The organism is Streptomyces sp. 2-1, from assembly GCF_048564895.1.
Lineage (GTDB): Bacteria > Actinomycetota > Actinomycetes > Streptomycetales > Streptomycetaceae > Streptomyces > Streptomyces phaeochromogenes.
This window is the reverse complement of the sequence record NZ_CP183383.1, coordinates 7,210,861-7,227,479: the sequence shown is the minus strand read 5'-3', so window position 1 is coordinate 7,227,479 and position 16,619 is coordinate 7,210,861. Positions and strand designations below refer to the sequence as shown.

Genomic DNA, 16,619 nt, shown 5'->3' with positions numbered 1-16,619 from the left:
GGCGCGGCCCATCCCTGGATTCAACCAGGTTCACGGGCCGCCGCGCAGAGGGCCGGTTCAGCCGGGGGAGGAAGGCGAGGGTGAGGCGGACGGGTCGGACGGCTGCACGAGCGGCAGCAGGGACGTCTCCAGCTCCGACGCCGTCGAGAAGGCGGTCAGCGCAACCGGTGGGGCGGGGCTGAAGGGGCGTATGAGCGGGGACATAGCCGCGGCACCGGCCACCACGGGGGTGGTCAGCGCGTGCAGCGTGCGCGCGTCCTGCTCGGCGGGTGAGGGGGTCAGGGGCGCGGGCACCCCGGGCAGCAGCGGCGCGGACATCTCGGTCTGCGCGCCGCCCTCCCCGGTGAAGGAGCGCTGTCCCTGTGCGAGCAGCGGTGTGAGGGACCGGCGGCGCTGCGAGTCGGGGTTGGTCGCCCCGCCCACGTTCGCCGTCCGCATCGGGGTCACATTGCTTCCGGAGCCCGACCCGCCGCGCGCGTCCGTGGTGTCCGTCGGCATGCCGGTCGACACTCCGCCGAGCGCGATCGCGGCGAGCGACACGGCACCGGCGGCGGCTGCCGCGAAGCGCAGTCCCCTTGAGGCCGAACGCTCGGCCTCACGCCGGCTTATGTCATGGATGCGGAACCCGCGCTGCTCGGAGGGCAGCACGGCGGCGTGGGGGCCGGACGGCACATAGCCGAAGGAGTCCGGCTTCATGCCGAAGACTCCGGACGTGCCGAACCCTCCCCCGCCCAGCGGCGATCCGTCGCTGTCCGGGTCACCTCCTCCGGGGAGCCCCTGCAGACGGGCCAGGAAACTCTCCGAGGGGGGCGGCGGAGCGACCTCCGCGAACACGTTCTTCAGTCGTCGCTGCTCGTCGGCCTCGGCTTTGCACTTCGCGCACGTGGCGAGGTGTGCGAGGACACGCTCGCGCGCCTCGTGACCGAGCTCGCCGTCCACGAGGGCGGAGAGACGGTCTCCGAGGTGCTGCTCGGTAAGGGGCCGGTCGGCAGGATTAAGCCGTGATCCACTCACGCGCTCGCGCCCCCTCCTCCCAGAGCGGGCACTCCGGTGACCGCGAAACCGCGGCGCTCGGCACGGGCCTCGGGCGAGCGGTGGGCGAGCGCCTTGCGCAGCTGGGAGCGGCCGCGGTGGATGCGGCTGCGGACCGTGCCGAGCTTGACGCCCAGGGTCGCGGCGATCTCCTCGTACGAAAGGCCTTCGATGTCGCACAGGACGACCGCGGCGCGGAACTCCGGGGCGAGGGTGTCGAGGGCCTGCTGGACGTCCGCGTCGAAGTGCGTGTCGTTGAAGACCTGCTGCGGGGAGGGCTCGCGGCTGGGCAGGCGCTCGGCCGCGTCGTCGCCGAGGGCGTCGAAACGGATGCGCTGCTTGCGGCGGACCATGTCCAGGAAGAGGTTGGTGGTGATGCGGTGGAGCCAGCCCTCGAAGGTGCCCGGCGTGTACGTCGACAGGGAACGGAAGACCCGGACGAAGACTTCCTGGGTCAGGTCCTCGGCGTCGTGCTGGTTGCCCGTCAGGCGGTAGGCGAGACGGTAGACCCTGGCGCTGTGCGTGCTGACGATCTCCTCCCAGGTGGGCGGAGTCCACGCCTGCGAGTCCGCGTCGGACGTGAAGGTCGCGGTCTGAGCGGAGTCAGCGGTGCGGAAACGGTCAGCGGTGTCGTTCACAGATTTCGGCTCACCCGCCGATCTGAGCAGGCGCCTCAGCACCCCTCCCCGATCCACAGGCGCAGCCGCACCTCCCCTGTCGGCTCTGGTGGTGTCCGGTGGAGCCCCTACCATAGCCACCTCGCCCGTTAGCTCCGGATAAGCGGTTTTACGAGAAATTGATACGCGCTCATATGGCTGCGTCAGCACTTGCTCGGTGTCCTGATCCATCTGCTACCCCCGCGTAGTTCTCCACCCCCTCTAAACGCCTGGTCCCATCTGCGGGTTCCCGGCGGCAACGGATACAGTCACGCCCAGGCAACCACGGGGACAGGAGAGGGCCATTACCGGCAACCGGCTGACGAGCTGGGCGTTCGCCGACGCCTTTGTCGCCGAGGACGAAGCACTGCACTGGGCCCGGGACCGGGCCCGGGACGCAGGGCTGCGCTCTGTGTCGCCCGGGACGGGCGCCGCGCTGCGACTGCTCGCCGCCACCGTGGACGCCAAGGCTGTCGCGGAGATCGGCACCGGGACCGGGGTCTCCGGAATGCATCTTCTGCACGGCATGCGGCCGGACGGTGTACTGACGACCGTGGATCCGGAGCCGGAGCACCAGCAGTTCGCCCGCCAGGCCTTCCGCGCGTGCGGCTTCGCGAGCAACCGGGCCCGCTTCATCCCGGGCCGCGCGCTGGACGTCCTGCCCCGGCTCGCGGACGCCGGCTACGACCTCGTCTTCTGCGACGGCGACCGTCTCGAGAGCCTCGACTACCTCGCTGAATCGTTGCGCCTGCTCAGGCCCGGTGGCCTGGTCGTCTTCGAGGGTGTCTTCGCGAACGGCCGGACCGTGGAGTCGGGCCCGCAGCCCACGGAGGTCCTGCGGCTGCGCGAACTGCTGCGCACGGTCCGCGAGAGCCAGGAGCTGATTCCCTCGCTCCTGCCGGTCGGCGACGGCCTGCTGTGCGCGGTCAAACGCTGATCCGCACCCTCGCCCGACCACCCCAAAACCCCTGCTGACCTGCGCGAACACACATGGCGTACGTCACCGTCGTACCCCTGAAAACCCACTGCCCCGGCATCACTTTGGATGCCGGGGCAGTGGACAGGTATGGTCGCGTTCCGCGTCAGCCGACGACCTTCTTGAGGGCGTCGCCGAGCGCGTCGGCCTCGTCAGGGGTCAGCTCGACGACGAGCCGACCGCCGCCTTCGAGCGGAACGCGCATGACGATGCCCCGCCCCTCCTTGGTCACCTCGAGCGGGCCATCGCCCGTCCGCGGCTTCATGGCCGCCATGCTCGTTCCCCTTCCTGAAACCAGCTCATCGTCGCCGACGGCCCCACTGAAGGGCACGCATCCTCTCGTCGGACACGCGTCACCGGCATCGAACACATTGCTTCCAGGCCATTATCCCGCATCTCAGGACCCGATGACCAACATCAGTCGGCATCGCTTGCGCAACGCGCTTGAGCAAAACCACTCAATTCGCCGAAGTGGCTGCGATACTGCGCCGCTGCCGCGCCGCTGCATGGACTTTCGGACGCCGGAATTCTTTGACGCAGGTCACATGTCCGAACCCCGCCGCCGCTCATGATCTCCGCCATGCTGTCCTCAGACCAGGACGTACCGACGGGTACGACGGAGCCGCGAACCGGAGGGGACCCCCATGGCCGACACCGTGCTCTACGAGGTGAGCGACGGACTCGCGACGATCACGATCAACCGCCCCGAGGCGATGAACGCGATGAACATCGAGACCAAGGTCGCCTTCCGCGAGGCGGCACAGGCAGCCGCGGGTGACGACTCCGTACGGGCCGTGCTGCTCACCGCCGCCGGTGACCGGGCCTTCTGCGTGGGCCAGGACCTCAAGGAGCACATCGGCGGGCTGATGGCGGCGCGCGAGTCCGGCTCGGGCGGGGGTGTCATGAGCACCGTCCAGGAGCACTACAACCCGATCGTGCGGGCCCTGACCGGAGCGGCGAAGCCGGTCGTGGCAGCCGTCAACGGGGTCGCGGCCGGCGCCGGCTTCGGTTTCGCCCTCGCGGCGGACTATCGGATCGTCGCCGACACCGCCGCCTTCAACACGTCGTTCGCCGGGGTCGCGTTGACCGCCGACTCCGGGATCTCGTGGACGCTGCCCCGGGTCGTCGGGCCCTCGCGGGCCGCGGATCTGCTGCTCTTTCCGCGCAGCATCACCGCCCAGGAGGCGTACGAGCTGGGGATCGCCAACCGGATCGTGCCGTCCGCCGACCTGGCCGCCGAGGCGGTGAAGGTGGCTCGGGGTTTGGCCGAGGGGCCGACCTTGGCGTACGCCGCGCTCAAGGAGTCTCTTGCGTTCGGGCTGACCCACTCGCTGGAGGAGACCCTGGAGAAGGAGGACGAGCTGCAGACTCGGGCCGGGTCTTCCGAGGATCACGTGATCGCTGTGCAGGCGTTCGTCAACAAGGAGAAGCCGAAGTATCTGGGGCGGTGACCGTTTGTGGGGAGCTGCGGGCCGGTGGGCGCCGTCGCGCAGTTCCCCACGCCCCTAAAGGGCGGCGTCTCTGGCCACGCAATCCGCCAGGTGGTCGTTGACCAGGCCGCACGCCTGCATCAAGGCGTAGGCCGTGGTCGGGCCGACGAAGCGGATGTCTTGCTTCTTGAGGGCCTTGGAGAGGGCCTTCGACTCGTCGGTGACCGCGGGGACGTCGGCGAGGGCCTTCGGGGCCGGGCGGGTCGCCGGGTCGGGAGCGAAGGACCAGATCAGTTCGTCCAGCTCGCCCGGCGCCCACTCCGTGAGCACGCGCGCGTTGGCCACCGTCGCCTCGATCTTGGCGCGGTTGCGGATGATGCCGGGGTCGGCGAGGAGGCGCTCCTTGTCGGCGTCCGTGAACGTGGCGACCTCGGAGATCTTGAAGCCCGCGAAGGCGGTACGGAAGCCCTCGCGGCGGCGCAGAATCGTGATCCAGGAGAGACCTGACTGGAAGGCCTCCAGGCACAGCCGCTCGTACAGCGCGTCGTCGCCGTGGACCGGGCGGCCCCACTCCTCGTCGTGGTACGCCACGTAGTCCTCGGTGGACAGGGCCCAGGGGCAGCGCAGGGCGCCGTCCGAGCCCTTCAGGGCGTCGCTCACCGGTGGTCCTCCTCGGCGGGCTTCTCCAGGGAGGTGGACCGGGCCGCGTGGGCCGCTCCGGCCAGCGCGGCCTCCAGGTCGGAGATCCGGGCGTCCCGCTCGGCCAGCTCGGCACCGAGGCGGCCCAGGGCGTCGTCCACGTCCGCCATGCGGTAGCCGCGCATCGTGAGCGGGAAGCGCAGGGCCTCCACGTCACCGCGGTGCAGGGGGCGGTCCAGGGGCAGCGGGTCCTGGAGCCGCTCCGGCGGGGTCTCGGGAAGGGCGCCGCTCTCACCGCCGCCCACCACGGAGAGAGTCACCGCGCCGACCACCACGACGAGGGCGACGACCAGGAACAAGAACATGAACATCGCTGAGGTCCCCACACTCTGGTGCCGACGCGGGCGCGTCGGCGCGGAAAGTATCAGGCTCCGATCGTGCCATGCGACTCTGACAGTTAGGGTCGCAGGCGGCGGAACGGCGACATCCGTTGCCAACTACTGGGAGAGGTCACAGGGGATGCTCAGGCTGGGCAGGCGCGAGTTCGAGGCGCACGAGCCGGTGATCATGGCGATCGTGAACCGGACCCCCGACTCCTTCTACGACCAGGGCGCCACCTTCCGCGACGAGCCCGCGCTCGCGCGCGTGGAGCAGGCGGTGTCCGAGGGCGCCGCCATCGTCGACATCGGCGGGGTCAAGGCCGGGCCGGGCGAGGAGGTCACCGCCGAGGAGGAGGCGCGGCGGACGGTCGGCTTCGTCGCCGAGGTGCGGCGCCGGTTCCCCGACGTGATCATCAGCGTCGACACCTGGCGGCACGAGGTGGGCGAGGCCGTGTGCGACGTGGGTGCGGATCTGCTCAACGACGCGTGGGGCGGGGTCGATCCGCTGCTCGCGGAGGTCGCCGGGCGGTACGGGGTGGGGCTCGTGTGTACGCACGCCGGGGAGACCCAGCCCCGGACCCGTCCCCACCGCATCGCCTACGACGACGTCATGGCCGACATCCTGCGGGTGACCGTGGCGCTGGCCGAGCGGGCCGTGGCGGTGGGGGTGCCTCGGGAGTCCGTGCTCATCGATCCCGGGCACGACTTCGGGAAGAACACGCGGCACAGTCTTGAGGCGACGCGGCGGCTCGGGGAGATGGTGGATACGGGTTGGCCCGTGCTGGTGTCCCTGTCCAACAAGGACTTTGTGGGGGAGACGCTCGATCGGCCGGTGAAGGAGCGGGTGGTGGGGACGCTCGCGACCACCGCCGTGTCGGCGTGGCTGGGGGCGCAGGTGTACCGGGTCCACGAGGTCGCCGAGACGCGGCAGGTCCTGGACATGGTCGCGTCGATCGCCGGCCACCGCCCGCCGGCCGTCGCCCGGCGGGGGCTGGCGTAGGGCTTTTTTCGCCCCCGCCGCCCCTACCCATTCCCGTCCCTTTTCAGGGGCTCCGCCCCCGAACCCCCGCTCCTCAAGCGCCGGAGGGGCTGGATTTTCCGCAGCCCGGGCCGACACAGTCAGCCCGTCCGGCGTTTGAGGACGAGGCCGTTCAGGCCGATCTCCCACCCACCCCGGTCAACCCACCCACCCCGCCAGCCCCCGCCCACCCAGCCCGTCCGGCGTTTGAGGACGAGCGCGGTAGCGCGATGCGGGGGTCTGGGGGCGGCAGCCCCCAGGGGACGGGACGGGTAGGGGCGGCGGGGGCGAGGGAAAAGCCCCCCTACCTCCCCGCCTCCTTCGAAACCAGTGCCACCGCCTCGTCCACGTCGTCCGTGAGGTGGAAGAGGAGGAGGTCCTTCTCCGAGGCCTTGCCCTGGGCGATCAGGGTGTTCTTGAGCCAGTCGACCAGCCCGCCCCAGTACTCCGTGCCGAAGAGGACGATCGGAAAGCGGGTGACCTTCTGGGTCTGGACGAGGGTGAGGGCCTCGAAGAGTTCGTCGAGGGTGCCGAGGCCGCCGGGGAGGACCACGAAGCCCTGGGCGTACTTGACGAACATCATCTTGCGGACGAAGAAGTACCGGAAGTTGAGCCCGATGTCGACGTACTGGTTGAGCCCCTGCTCGAAGGGCAGCTCGATGCCGAGCCCGACGGAGATGCCCTTGGCCTCGCAGGCGCCCTTGTTGGCGGCCTCCATGGCGCCTGGGCCACCGCCCGTGATGACGGCGAACCCCGCCTCGACCAGCCCGCGCCCGAGCGCGACCCCGGCCTCGTACTCCGCAGAGTCCGCCTTCGTCCGAGCCGAGCCGAACACACTGATCGCGGGCGGCAGTTCGGCCAGCGTGCCGAAGCCCTCGATGAACTCCGACTGGATGCGCAGCACCCGCCAGGGATCGGTGTGGACCCAGTCCGAGGGCCCGCCGGCGTCCAGCAGCCGCTGGTCGGTCGTGCTCGCCTGCACCTGCCCCCGCCTGCGCAGCACGGGGCCCAGCCGCTGCTCCTCCGGTGGCCGCTTCTTGCCCTCCGGGTTGCCAGTAGCCATGTCCGCTCCCTTCACGCGTGCGGGTCGTTCCACCCCAGCGTAGATCTACGCGGGTTACGGAGGGGGGACGCCGACATGTCCGCCATGAACCGCCGTCAGATACGGGTCATGCGGTCAGCCACGCCCTCAGCCGCTCCTCGCCCGCGAGGATCTTCGCGGTTTCCACCCTTTCGTCCCGCTTGTGTGCCAGATGCGGGTTCCCGGGGCCGTAGTTGACGGCCGGAACGCCGAGCGCGCTGAAGCGGGAGACGTCCGTCCAGCCGTACTTGGGCTGGGGGGTGCCCCCGACGGCCTCGATGAAGGCGGCGGCAGCGGGGTGGGAGAGGCCCGGCAGCGCCGCGCCGCTGTGGTCGTCGACCACGAACTCCTCGACGCCGCAGTCGGCGAAGACCTCGTGGACGTGGGCCAGCGCTTCGGCCTCCGTGCGGTCGGGCGCGTAACGGAAGTTGACGGTCACCACGCACTCGTCGGGGATGACGTTGCCCGCCACCCCGCCCGAGATACCGACGGCGTTGAGGCCCTCGCGGTACTCCAGGCCGTCGATGACCGGGTAGCGCGGCTCGTAGGCGGCGAGGCGCGCGAGGATCGGGGCGGCGGCGTGGATGGCGTTGGAGCCCATCCAGCTGCGCGCGGAGTGGGCCCGCTCGCCCTTTGTGCGAAGCAGCACGCGCAGGGTTCCCTGGCAGCCGCCCTCGACCTGCCCGTCGGACGGCTCCAGGAGGACCGCGAAGTCGCCCTCCAGCCACTCAGGGTGTGCCTCGGAGACATGCTTCAGCCCGTTGAGGTGTGCGGCGACCTCTTCGTTGTCGTAGAAGACGAAGGTGAGGTCGCGGTTGGGGGCCGGGACCGTGGCCGCGATCCGCAGCTGGACGGCGACGCCTGACTTCATGTCGCAGGTGCCGCAGCCCCACAGCACGCCGTCCTCGTCGAGGCGCGAGGGCACGTTGTCGGCGATCGGGACCGTGTCGATGTGGCCGGCCAGGATCACGCGCTCGGCCCGGCCCAGGTTCGTACGCGCCACGACGTTGTTGCCGTACCGCTCGACCGTCAGGTGCGGCAGGGCCCTCAGCACGCCCTCGATCGCGTCCGCGAGGGGCTTCTCGGTGCCGCTCTCGGAGGGGAAGTCGACGAGCTGCGCGGTGAGCCGGGCGGCGTCCAGGGCGAGGTCAAGTTGGGTGTCGGCCATGCCGTCGACCCTAACGCGGCCCGTGTCCCGGCCCTGTCGGTGGCCTGATACCTCTGCCGTCACTGGCTTGTCCACAGTCCCACAGATGGCCGACAGTACTCTCCAGTACCTTGTACGCGTGCCAGAGCCGTCCCCCACCTCCGCCAGGTCCGTACGCCGTGGCCGTCTCCTCCGTTCCGGAGCCGCCTTCGCCGTGCTGCTCGCCCTCGCCGGCTATCTCGCCGTGCAGTACCTGACAGGGAGCACCGGAGAACCGAAGTGCACGGTCGTCTCCGGCAAGGGCGACGGGGCGTCGTACCAGTTCACGGCGGAGCAGGCGGTGAACGCGGCGACGATCACGGCCGTCGGCACCAACCGCGGAGTGCCCGAGCGGGCCGTCACCATCGCCCTCGCGACGGCCCTCCAGGAGTCCGCCCTGCGCAACATCAGCCATGGCGACCGTGACTCCCTGGGCCTGTTCCAGCAGCGGCCGTCACAGGGCTGGGGCACCGAGAAGGAGATCCTGGACCCGGCGTACGCGGCGGGCGAGTTCTACGAGCACCTGGAGAAGGTGCCGGACTACACGGACCTGCCGCTCACCGTCGCCGCGCAGCGCGTCCAGCGCAGCGGCTTCCCGGAGGCGTACGCGAAGCACGAGCCGGACGCCACGCTCCTCGCCGCGGCCCTGACCGGGCGCGCCGCCGCCACCTTCACCTGCGAGGGCCGTCCGAGCACACCGCCCGAGGGCCCGGACGCGGTGCGTGCCGCGCTCGTACGGGACTTCGGGCGCGACGCGTTCCAGGAGACGGGCGCCGAGGTGGCCGCCACGCCCTCGGCCTCCCCGTCGGCCTCGACGGCCGTGCCGTCGACCTCATCCACCGCCTCGAACGGCCCCGGCGGCACGCGCACCGTGACCGTGACCGTCCCGAAGACCCCGGCAGCGCAGGGCGGGGAGCGGCGGCGCGGCTGGGCCCTGGCGCACTGGGCGGTGGCCAACTCGTCGGCGCTGCACGTCGAGCGCGTCTCGTACGCGGGCCGGGCGTGGACGGCCGGGAGCACCCGCAGCGAGTGGCGCGACGACTCGGGCGCGTGGAACTCCACGGGCGAAGTCCGAATCGTCACCGGTCAGTAGTACGGGCCGTCACCCGTTGGGGGCATGCCCGGCGCGGCATGTCGACGGCCGGCCAGGTATTTCCTCCGGCCCTTCCGGCGCCTCTGGCGAATCCGCCAAATCCCTTGGGATCAAAGGGCCGTAGCGATTCGGCAGACTTTCCCACCGGGCGTTCTTTGCCCGGGTTTCTCCACAGCCGATAATGCGACGCATTGCCAACTCTTTACGTTGGGCCACCGCAACCTTCGCGGACTTCGAGCGGTAGTCACTGCGTCCGAGCCCGGAACGATCAACAGCCGGTCGATCGACGGAAGACCGACAGCCAGCCGGTCAACTGCCGGGCGCGGGACGACATTTCACCGTTCTCTTCCGTCAAAGGAGCATCATGTCCCTCCCCCTGACCCGCCGGATCGCCCGTGCCGCGCTGCTCGTCGCAGCGGGAGCGGCAGCCGGGGTCGGTGCGGCCGGCTCCGCGAGCGCGGCCGAACTGCCGGCCACCCCCGACCTCGGCGGGCTGACCGCGCTGGACAACGCGGGCACCACCGTCGACGGCGCCGCGCAGAACGCCACCGGGCTCGCGGGTGACGCGGGCAGCAAGGCCGTCAAGAAGGCCGTGCCGACCGCGGGCAAGACCGGCGGCAAGGCCGTCAAGACCACGACTCCCGCCGCGCAGAAGACGGCCGGGGATGTCGCCGGGACCGCGGGTGGCGTGCTGGGTGACACCGCGGGGGCCACCGGTGGTGGGCTGCCCGGGGCGGAGCAGCTGCCGCTTCAGGGCCTGCCGCTCGGCTAAGCCCCCCGGGGGCTTTACGGGGAAGGGGTCCAGGGAGTTCCCTGGACCCCTTCGCTTGTGCCTCTAAAGGGGCGCCAAGCGGGCCACCGCTGCCTGTACCCGTTCGTCCGTCGCCGTCAGTGCCACGCGGACGAACCTGTCGCCCGCCGGGCCGTAGAAGTCGCCCGGGGCCACGAGGATGCCCAGGTCGGCGAGGTGGGCGACCGTGTCCCAGCAGGGCTCGTCCCTGGTGGCCCAGAGGTAGAGGCTGGCCTCGCTGTGTTCGATGCGGAAGCCGTGGGCCAGGAGGGCGTCGCGCAGGGCGGTGCGGCGGGCCGTGTAGCGGGCGCGCTGTTCCTGGACGTGGGTGTCGTCGGAGAGGGCGGCCACCGTCGCGGCCTGGGTGGGCGCCGAGGTCATCATTCCGCCGTGCTTGCGGATCTGGAGCAGGTCGCCGAGGACCGCGGAGTCACCGGCCAGGAACGCCGAGCGGTAGCCCGCCAGATTGGACCGCTTCGAGAGCGAGTGGACCGACACGATCCCCTCGTACGAGCCGCCGCACACCTCTGGGTGCAGGACCGAGACCGGGTCGGCCTCCCAGCCCAGCTCGATGTAGCACTCGTCGGCGAAGACGAGGATGCCGTGCTCGCGCGCCCAGGCCACGATCCGGGTGAGCTCCGGGAGGGAGAGCACCCGGCCGGTCGGGTTCGACGGGGAGTTGAGCCACAGGAGCTTGACGCCGGTGGGGTCCAGGTCCGTGGGGTCGTCGTACGAGACATGGTCCGCGCGGGCCAGGCGTGCGCCCACCTCGTACGTCGGGTACGCCAGGCGCGGGTAGGCGACCCGGTCGCCGGGGCCGAGGCCCAGCTGCGTGGGCAGCCAGGCCACCAGTTCCTTGGAACCGACCACCGGCAGGACGTTGCGGTGGGTGAAGTCCCGTGCGCCCAGCCGTCGCTCGCACCAGCTCACCAGCGCGTCCCGCAGCTCCGGCGTGCCCCACACCGTGGGATAGCCGGGCGAGTCGGCCGCCGCGACCAGGGCTTTCTGGATCAGGTCGGGCACCGGGTCGACCGGGGTGCCGACGGACAGGTCGACGATGCCGCCCGGGTGAGCGGCGGCCGTCGCCTTGAAGGGCTCCAGCTTGTCCCAGGGGAAGGTGGGAAGCCGGTCGGAGACTGCGGACACGGGTTCTGGCTCACTTTCTCGTACGGACGCGGGCGTCCGCACGGACGGGTGGCACGTACGGCAAACGCCTCGGTCCCGTACGGCGGCAGGCCGTACGGGACCGAGGCGGCGCTTCTACCGCCGGGCGGGGCCCCGGCGTCGCTGGGCGGGGCCCCCGGCGTACGTACCGGCGCTTACTGGTTCTGCGGCGGCAGCGCTGCGACGAAGGGGTGGTCGCGCTCGATGAGTCCCAGCTTGCTGGCACCGCCGGGCGAGCCGAGCTCGTCGAAGAACTCGACGTTCGCCTTGTAGTAGTCCTTCCACTCCTCGGGAGTGTCGTCCTCGTAGAAGATCGCCTCGACCGGGCAGACCGGCTCACAGGCACCACAGTCGACGCATTCGTCCGGGTGGATGTACAAGGACCGGGAGCCCTCGTAGATGCAGTCGACCGGGCACTCCTCGATGCACGCCTTGTCCTTGACGTCGACACAAGGCTGCGCGATGACGTAGGTCACGCTGTCGTTCCTCCTCGATAGGGCGCTGGCGAGCCGTCTTCAGGCTCCGCCACCTGGCGCGCGGGAGCGCGGCGTCGTCGATGCCCGCACCTAGTATCTCCGTTCTTGGGCATGATCCGAACAGGAGGGTTGGACTGAGCTGTGGAATTCTCCGCACACTTCCGTCTCGAAGTCCGTGTTACCCCCGCTGACGTGGGGAAACGCGTCTCGGTGAGACGGTTGCGCGAAGACCCTCCTGAGGGTGAGAAGTTCACCGACACGGTTGGCGTTCTCACATCATGGGACGACGGTGTGCTGCTGATCACACGACGGTCGGGGGAGAGCGTCCGTATTCCGGAATCGGCGCTGGTGGCGGGCAAGGTCGTGCCCGCCGCGCCCGCTCGGCGGAAGGGCCCCGCCGCCTCGTACGAGGAACTGGCGCGGGTCGCCGCCCGGGCCTGGCAACCGGTCGAGCGCGAGCGGCTCGGCGAGTGGGAGCTGCGGGCCGCCGCGGGGTTCACCCGGCGCGCCAACTCGGTGCTTCCCCTCGGCGACCCGGGCGTCCCGTTGGACGAGACACTGTCGCTCGTACAGGAGTGGTACGCGGCCCGGGGGCTGCCCGCGTATGTGCAGACCGCGACCGGAGCGGCGGGCACGCAGGAGCTGCTGTGCGCGGAGCTGGAGGCGCGGGGGTGGGTGCGCGAGGTGACCGCGGAGATGTGGATCGGCGCTCTGGCCCCGATCGGTGATCTCCCGGACCCCGGCCCCGACCGGACCGTCGCGCTGGCGCGCGAGGCGGACGAGGCCTGGCTCGGCCGCTACCAGCGCAAGGGCGTGAGCGAGGTGGCCCTGCAGGTGCTGGGCAGCGGCCCCTCGGTGTGGTTCGCGACCGTGCCGGGCGCCGAACCGGGCATACCCGCGGCGATCGGCCGCTGTGTGATCGACGGACGCTGGGCCGGTTTCGCGGCGGTGGAGGTCGACCCGTCCCTGCGCCGCCAGGGTCTCGCCACCACGGTCATGACGGCCCTGGCCCGCCGGGCGCTGTCCGAGGGCGCCTCGGCGGCCTGGCTCCAGGTGGAGGCCGACAACGCGGGCGCCCGGGCCCTGTACGCGCGGATGGGCTTCGCGGCGCATCACGCGTACCACCACTACCTCGGGCCCACGGCAACGGACGGCGGGGCCTCCGCGGGTGCCGACGAACACGTCGGCCGCCTCCCCGGCGGCGAAATCCGTGGCGGAGCCACAGAGCGGTATCGATCGGTGTGAAAGGGCACGAGGCAGCTATGCGTCCTCTTCATCCTCCCGGGCCCGAGCGGAGCGCCGAGTGGCGGCGGCGGTTCGGCGACGAGGCGCGGGCCGAGCGGCCCGATCTGTCGGCGTTGTGTCTGCTGGTGGGCGCCCAGGCGGACGGGGAGCTGGACGAGACCGGCATGGACGCGGCGCAGATCGAGCTGGACCGGCTGGCCGGGGAGCTGCCGTTCCGGCCCGGCGGGCCGCGGTCCTGGGCCACAGCACTCGCCGAGCACCTCGGTGACCGCTGCGGGTTCCGGGGCACGCCCGGTGACTATCAGCGGCTCGACTCCTCGCTGCTGCACGAGGTCCTGCGACGGCGGCGCGGGCTGCCGATCCTTCTGTCGGTGGTGTGGATGGAGGTCGCGCGGCGGGCGGGGGCCCCGGTGTACGGGGTCGCGCTGCCGGGGCACTTCGTCGTGGGCTTCGGTCCTCCCACCCGTCACCCGACCACCGCCCCTCAAGGAGCTTCGCTCAGTGCTTTCTTCCAGCAGCAGGTTCTCGTCGATCCCTTCGACGGTGGCCGGGTGCTGACCGGGACCGATGCCGAGTTGCTGGTGGCCGGTGCGACGGGGGCGCCGCTGGATCCTTCGATGCTGTCGCCCGCCGATCCGCTGGACGTCGTCCTGCGCATCCTCAACAACATTCGTGCCTGGGCCGCCGCGCGGCCGGAGCGGTCCGATGTCGCGCTGTGGGCCGTCGAGCTTTCTCTGTTGCTGCCGTCCCATCCCGCTCGTCTTCGGTACGACCGGGCGCAGTTGCTCGTCGAGCGGGGGGATTTCCTTACGGGGGCGTTGGAACTCGACGCGTACGCGGAGGTCGTGGCCGCCGTTGACGAGCCTGCCGCCGATCGGGTTCGGCGGCAGGCCCGGGCCGCGCGGGCCATGCTCAACTGAGATGCCTGACGGGCCCTACAGCCAGCCCTTCTCCCGCGCGATCGTGACCGCCTCCGCCCTGTTCCGGGCCGCCAGTTTCTGGATGGCTGTGGAGAGGTAGTTGCGGACCGTGCCGTGGGAGAGGTGGAGGGTCGTTGCCAGGTCGGCGTTGGTGGAGCCGTCGGCCGCGGCGCGGAGTACCTCGCGTTCGCGGTCGGTCAGGGGGTTGGCGCCCTCGGCCAGGGCAGCCGCGGCGAGTGCGGGGTCGATGACGCGTTCGCCGGTGAGGACCTTGCGTATCGCCGCGGCGAGCTGGGCGGCGGGGGCGTCCTTGACCAGGAAGGCGTCGGCGCCCGCCTCCATGGCGCTGCGGAGGTAGCCGGGGCGGCCGAAGGTCGTGAGGATGACCAGCTTGAGCTCGGGGAACTCCCGGTGGAGTTCGGCCGCCGCCTCGATGCCGGTGGCGCCCGGCATCTCGATGTCCAGGAGGGCGACGTCCACGTCGTGCGCGCGTACGGCGGCCAGCACCTCGTCGCCGCGGGCGACCTGTGCCACCACGTCGATGTCCGGTTCGAGGCCGAGCAGGGCGGCCAGTGCCTCGCGGACCATCGACTGGTCCTCGGCGAGCAGGACCTTGATCGTTCGGCTCATGCCCCGGATCCTACGGCCGCCGTGCCCACCGGTACTCGGGCCAGCAGCCGGAAACCGTGCCGTGCGCTTCCCGCCTCCAGCTCCCCGCCCACCTTCTCCAGCCGCTCCCGCAGTCCGGTCAGCCCGTTGCCGGGACCGCCGGCCGCCCCGCCGCCGTCGTCCTCCACGGTCAGCTCCAGCACCGGCCCCTCCAGCGTCTGGCGCCGCACCAGCTCGACCGTGCAGCGCCGGGCCCCGCTGTGGCGTACGACGTTGGTGACCGCCTCGCGCAGCGCCCAGGCCAGTGCGGACTCGGTCTCCGAGGCGACGCCCGTGAGGTCCGGTTCGGCCGGCAGTTCGGCCGTGATGCCCGCCGCCGTGAGGGCGACCCGTACACCCGCGAGTTCGCCGGTCAGCCGGGGCCGCCGGTAGCCGGTGACCGCCTCCCGGACGTCGACCATGGCCTGCCGGCTGACGTTCTCGATGTCGGCGACCTGCTGGGCCGCCTTGTCGGGGTGGTCGGGCAGCATCCGGCCCGCGAGCTCGCTCTTCAGCGTGATCAGCGAGAGCGAGTGGCCGAGCAGGTCGTGCAGATCGCGGGCGAGCCGCAGCCGTTCCTCGTTGGCGGCGAGCTGGGCGACGGTGGCGCGGGCCTCGCGCAGCTCGATCGTCGTACGGATCAGGGTGCGGACGCCGACCATCGCGAAACCGCCGAGGAGTGCCGGGAGGAGCAGCGAGGCCAGGTACTCGTTCCCCTCCGGTACGGAGAGGGCGATCACCGTCATCAGCGCGGACACGCCCGGGACGGTCAGCCGTGCCAGCCGCGGGGGCAGTGCCGCGCCGGACGCGACCGACACGTACACGAACAGGACGAGCCACTCGCGGCCGAGGGTGAGCGAGAGGATCGAGGACTGGGCCGCGAGCACGGCCAGTGAGCCGAGCACCACACCGTTCGTCTCACCGCGTCCGGCGCGGAAGATCAGGGCGAAGTACCAGACGACGAAGGCCACCAGGCCGATGGCGCCGAGGACCCGGACTCCGTCGCTGTGCCCGCCGTGCAGCAGGTCGCTCACGGGCGCGCTCAGATAGGCGAGCCAGATGCTGGTCCAGAGGAGCTTGACCGCCCGCTGCCTCCGGTTCGTGGGGCGCTGCCCGATGCCGATCTCCACACCGCTCACGCCTTCAGCGTGTCCTTCCTGTACAGCCAGGCCGCGCCGCCCGCGAACAGGACGAAGGAGACGGCGAGGATGGCGAGGTCCTGCGCGTGCGGGGCCCGGCTCTGTTCGATGGCCTGCCCGAGGGCAGCGTACGCGTGCGTGGGCAGCCACTTCGCGATGTCCTGCAGCCAGTCCGGGAAGGTCGTCGTGGGCATCCACAGTCCGCCCAGCATGGACAGGCCGAAGTACACGATCATCGTGATCGGGCGGACCGCGTCACCGCTCGCCATGTAGCCGATGGCGACGCCGAGCGCGGCGAAGACGAGGCTGCCCGCCCAGATCGCGCCGGTGAGCGCGAGCCACTGCCAGGCGTCCAGGCGTACGTCCTTCACGGCCGCCGCGACCACGAAGACGACGACGATCGACGGCAGGCTGATCACGGCGGCGCTCGCGGTCTTCGCGAGGACATAGCCGCGTCCGGGCAGGGTGGTGAGCCGCAACTGCCGTACCCAGCCGCTCTCACGCTCCTTGGCGATGCGCTCGCTGTTGCCCATGAGGACGGCGGTCAGGGCGCCGAAGGACGCCATGGAGACCATGAAGAAGGTCGGCAGGGTGAGCCCGGTGCCGTCGACCTTCGTGGTGCTGTCGGCGCTGCCCGCGATCAGCAGGAACAGGGCCGAGGGGTAGATCACCGAGAAGAACAGGAACTTGCGGTTGCGCAGGGCGCGGATGATCTCCAGCCTGATCAGGCCGTTCATGCCGGACAT

At 71.1% G+C, this 16,619-nt stretch carries 19 protein-coding genes; 7 read left to right on the top strand and 12 right to left on the bottom strand.

The genetic code is table 11. The features are described 5' to 3' along the window. Nucleotides 1-57 precede the first annotated feature (57 nt). The gene (locus ACN20J_RS31900; protein WP_189837481.1) at nt 58-1,014 is read right to left on the bottom strand and encodes an anti-sigma factor family protein; all 957 of its coding nucleotides are present in this window, start codon (nt 1,012-1,014) and stop codon (nt 58-60) included. Further along, nucleotides 1,011-1,712: an RNA polymerase sigma factor SigE gene (gene sigE, locus ACN20J_RS31895; RefSeq protein WP_055614050.1), complete on the bottom strand. Its 702-nt coding sequence runs from the start codon at nt 1,710-1,712 to the stop codon at nt 1,011-1,013. Before sigE ends, ACN20J_RS31900 begins: the two co-directional genes overlap by 4 nt. A 214-nt stretch (nt 1,713-1,926) precedes the next feature. Between sigE and ACN20J_RS31890 the strand changes: the two genes are divergently transcribed. Beyond that, nucleotides 1,927-2,625, top strand: coding sequence for an O-methyltransferase (locus ACN20J_RS31890; protein WP_281198615.1), 699 nt, complete (start codon nt 1,927-1,929; stop codon nt 2,623-2,625). A 145-nt stretch (nt 2,626-2,770) separates the two neighbouring features. Here the strand turns inward: ACN20J_RS31890 and ACN20J_RS31885 are convergent, their stop codons facing one another. Beyond that, nucleotides 2,771-2,938, bottom strand: coding sequence for a DUF3117 domain-containing protein (locus ACN20J_RS31885; protein WP_003966491.1), 168 nt, complete (start codon nt 2,936-2,938; stop codon nt 2,771-2,773). Between the two features lie 370 nt (nt 2,939-3,308). Here ACN20J_RS31885 and ACN20J_RS31880 point away from each other — a divergent pair, with 370 nt between their 5' ends. Beyond that, nucleotides 3,309-4,115: an enoyl-CoA hydratase/isomerase family protein gene (locus ACN20J_RS31880; RefSeq protein ID WP_419667359.1), complete on the top strand. Its 807-nt coding sequence runs from the start codon at nt 3,309-3,311 to the stop codon at nt 4,113-4,115. 54 nt (nt 4,116-4,169) lie between these two features. Here the strand turns inward: ACN20J_RS31880 and ACN20J_RS31875 are convergent, their stop codons facing one another. After that, complete coding sequence (locus tag ACN20J_RS31875) at nt 4,170-4,754, bottom strand: DNA-3-methyladenine glycosylase I (protein ID WP_419667358.1); 585 nt, start codon at nt 4,752-4,754, stop codon at nt 4,170-4,172. Continuing rightward, a complete protein-coding gene (locus ACN20J_RS31870; protein WP_361901723.1) occupies nt 4,751-5,104 on the bottom strand; it encodes a DivIVA domain-containing protein in 354 nt (117 codons plus the stop codon). Before ACN20J_RS31870 ends, ACN20J_RS31875 begins: the two co-directional genes overlap by 4 nt. 148 nt (nt 5,105-5,252) lie before the next feature. On the opposite strand from ACN20J_RS31870, the gene folP reads away from it, so the two are divergent. Further along, on the top strand, nt 5,253-6,113 hold the full coding sequence (gene folP / locus ACN20J_RS31865) for a dihydropteroate synthase (protein WP_419667357.1): 861 nt from the start codon (nt 5,253-5,255) through the stop codon (nt 6,111-6,113). A gap of 322 nt (nt 6,114-6,435) precedes the next feature. On the opposite strand, the gene ACN20J_RS31860 is transcribed toward folP, so the two are convergent. Together ACN20J_RS31860 and dapE are read right to left on the bottom strand one after the other, a co-directional pair. After that, entirely contained in the window at nt 6,436-7,194 is a 759-nt protein-coding gene (locus tag ACN20J_RS31860; protein WP_189837476.1) for a TIGR00730 family Rossman fold protein, read from the bottom strand. 106 nt (nt 7,195-7,300) lie between these two features. Then, entirely contained in the window at nt 7,301-8,380 is a 1,080-nt protein-coding gene (gene dapE / locus ACN20J_RS31855) for a succinyl-diaminopimelate desuccinylase (protein ID WP_326728596.1), read from the bottom strand. A 118-nt stretch (nt 8,381-8,498) separates the two neighbouring features. On the opposite strand from dapE, the gene ACN20J_RS31850 reads away from it, so the two are divergent. Continuing rightward, complete coding sequence (locus tag ACN20J_RS31850) at nt 8,499-9,491, top strand: heavy metal transporter (protein WP_189838430.1); 993 nt, start codon at nt 8,499-8,501, stop codon at nt 9,489-9,491. Nucleotides 9,492-9,855: 364 nt separating this feature from the next. Next, nucleotides 9,856-10,263: an ATP-binding protein gene (locus ACN20J_RS31845; protein ID WP_189837474.1), complete on the top strand. Its 408-nt coding sequence runs from the start codon at nt 9,856-9,858 to the stop codon at nt 10,261-10,263. A gap of 63 nt (nt 10,264-10,326) precedes the next feature. Here ACN20J_RS31845 and ACN20J_RS31840 read toward each other — a convergent pair whose 3' ends face one another. Together ACN20J_RS31840 and fdxA are read right to left on the bottom strand one after the other, a co-directional pair. Beyond that, nucleotides 10,327-11,427: a bifunctional succinyldiaminopimelate transaminase/glutamate-prephenate aminotransferase gene (locus ACN20J_RS31840; RefSeq protein WP_189837473.1), complete on the bottom strand. Its 1,101-nt coding sequence runs from the start codon at nt 11,425-11,427 to the stop codon at nt 10,327-10,329. 173 nt (nt 11,428-11,600) lie between these two features. Beyond that, the gene (fdxA, locus tag ACN20J_RS31835; protein ID WP_019058397.1) at nt 11,601-11,921 is read right to left on the bottom strand and encodes a ferredoxin; all 321 of its coding nucleotides are present in this window, start codon (nt 11,919-11,921) and stop codon (nt 11,601-11,603) included. Between the two features lie 141 nt (nt 11,922-12,062). Between fdxA and ACN20J_RS31830 the strand changes: the two genes are divergently transcribed. Both ACN20J_RS31830 and ACN20J_RS31825 read left to right on the top strand, forming a co-directional pair. Further along, the gene (locus tag ACN20J_RS31830; RefSeq protein WP_419667356.1) at nt 12,063-13,166 is read left to right on the top strand and encodes a GNAT family N-acetyltransferase; all 1,104 of its coding nucleotides are present in this window, start codon (nt 12,063-12,065) and stop codon (nt 13,164-13,166) included. Nucleotides 13,167-13,183: 17 nt separating this feature from the next. Next, on the top strand, nt 13,184-14,086 hold the full coding sequence (locus ACN20J_RS31825) for a transglutaminase-like domain-containing protein (RefSeq protein ID WP_419667355.1): 903 nt from the start codon (nt 13,184-13,186) through the stop codon (nt 14,084-14,086). Nucleotides 14,087-14,101: 15 nt separating this feature from the next. On the opposite strand, the gene ACN20J_RS31820 is transcribed toward ACN20J_RS31825, so the two are convergent. From ACN20J_RS31820 to ACN20J_RS31810, 3 genes are read right to left on the bottom strand one after another with little or no spacing between them, the layout of a single operon-like run. Next, nucleotides 14,102-14,716 carry a response regulator transcription factor gene (locus ACN20J_RS31820; RefSeq protein ID WP_362000328.1) on the bottom strand — a complete coding sequence of 205 codons (615 nt, stop codon included), beginning with the start codon at nt 14,714-14,716 and terminating at the stop codon, nt 14,102-14,104. After that, nucleotides 14,713-15,873, bottom strand: coding sequence for a sensor histidine kinase (locus ACN20J_RS31815; RefSeq protein WP_361904412.1), 1,161 nt, complete (start codon nt 15,871-15,873; stop codon nt 14,713-14,715). The genes ACN20J_RS31820 and ACN20J_RS31815 overlap by 4 nt, the downstream gene beginning before the upstream one ends. Next, nucleotides 15,870-16,610, bottom strand: coding sequence for an ABC transporter permease (locus ACN20J_RS31810; protein WP_189838429.1), 741 nt, complete (start codon nt 16,608-16,610; stop codon nt 15,870-15,872). Before ACN20J_RS31810 ends, ACN20J_RS31815 begins: the two co-directional genes overlap by 4 nt. Between the last annotated feature and the right edge of the window lie 9 nt (nt 16,611-16,619).

Coding starts and splice junctions, on each gene's coding strand:
- ACN20J_RS31820 (WP_362000328.1), bottom strand. CDS start 14,716: ATGAGCCGAACGATCAAGGTCCTGCTCGCCGAGGACCAGTCGATGGTC.
- ACN20J_RS31880 (WP_419667359.1), top strand. CDS start 3,309: ATGGCCGACACCGTGCTCTACGAGGTGAGCGACGGACTCGCGACGATC.
- ACN20J_RS31810 (WP_189838429.1), bottom strand. CDS start 16,610: ATGAACGGCCTGATCAGGCTGGAGATCATCCGCGCCCTGCGCAACCGC.
- ACN20J_RS31860 (WP_189837476.1), bottom strand. CDS start 7,194: ATGGCTACTGGCAACCCGGAGGGCAAGAAGCGGCCACCGGAGGAGCAG.
- dapE (WP_326728596.1), bottom strand. CDS start 8,380: ATGGCCGACACCCAACTTGACCTCGCCCTGGACGCCGCCCGGCTCACC.
- ACN20J_RS31870 (WP_361901723.1), bottom strand. CDS start 5,104: ATGTTCATGTTCTTGTTCCTGGTCGTCGCCCTCGTCGTGGTGGTCGGC.
- ACN20J_RS31825 (WP_419667355.1), top strand. CDS start 13,184: ATGCGTCCTCTTCATCCTCCCGGGCCCGAGCGGAGCGCCGAGTGGCGG.
- ACN20J_RS31885 (WP_003966491.1), bottom strand. CDS start 2,938: ATGGCGGCCATGAAGCCGCGGACGGGCGATGGCCCGCTCGAGGTGACC.
- ACN20J_RS31845 (WP_189837474.1), top strand. CDS start 9,856: ATGTCCCTCCCCCTGACCCGCCGGATCGCCCGTGCCGCGCTGCTCGTC.
- folP (WP_419667357.1), top strand. CDS start 5,253: ATGCTCAGGCTGGGCAGGCGCGAGTTCGAGGCGCACGAGCCGGTGATC.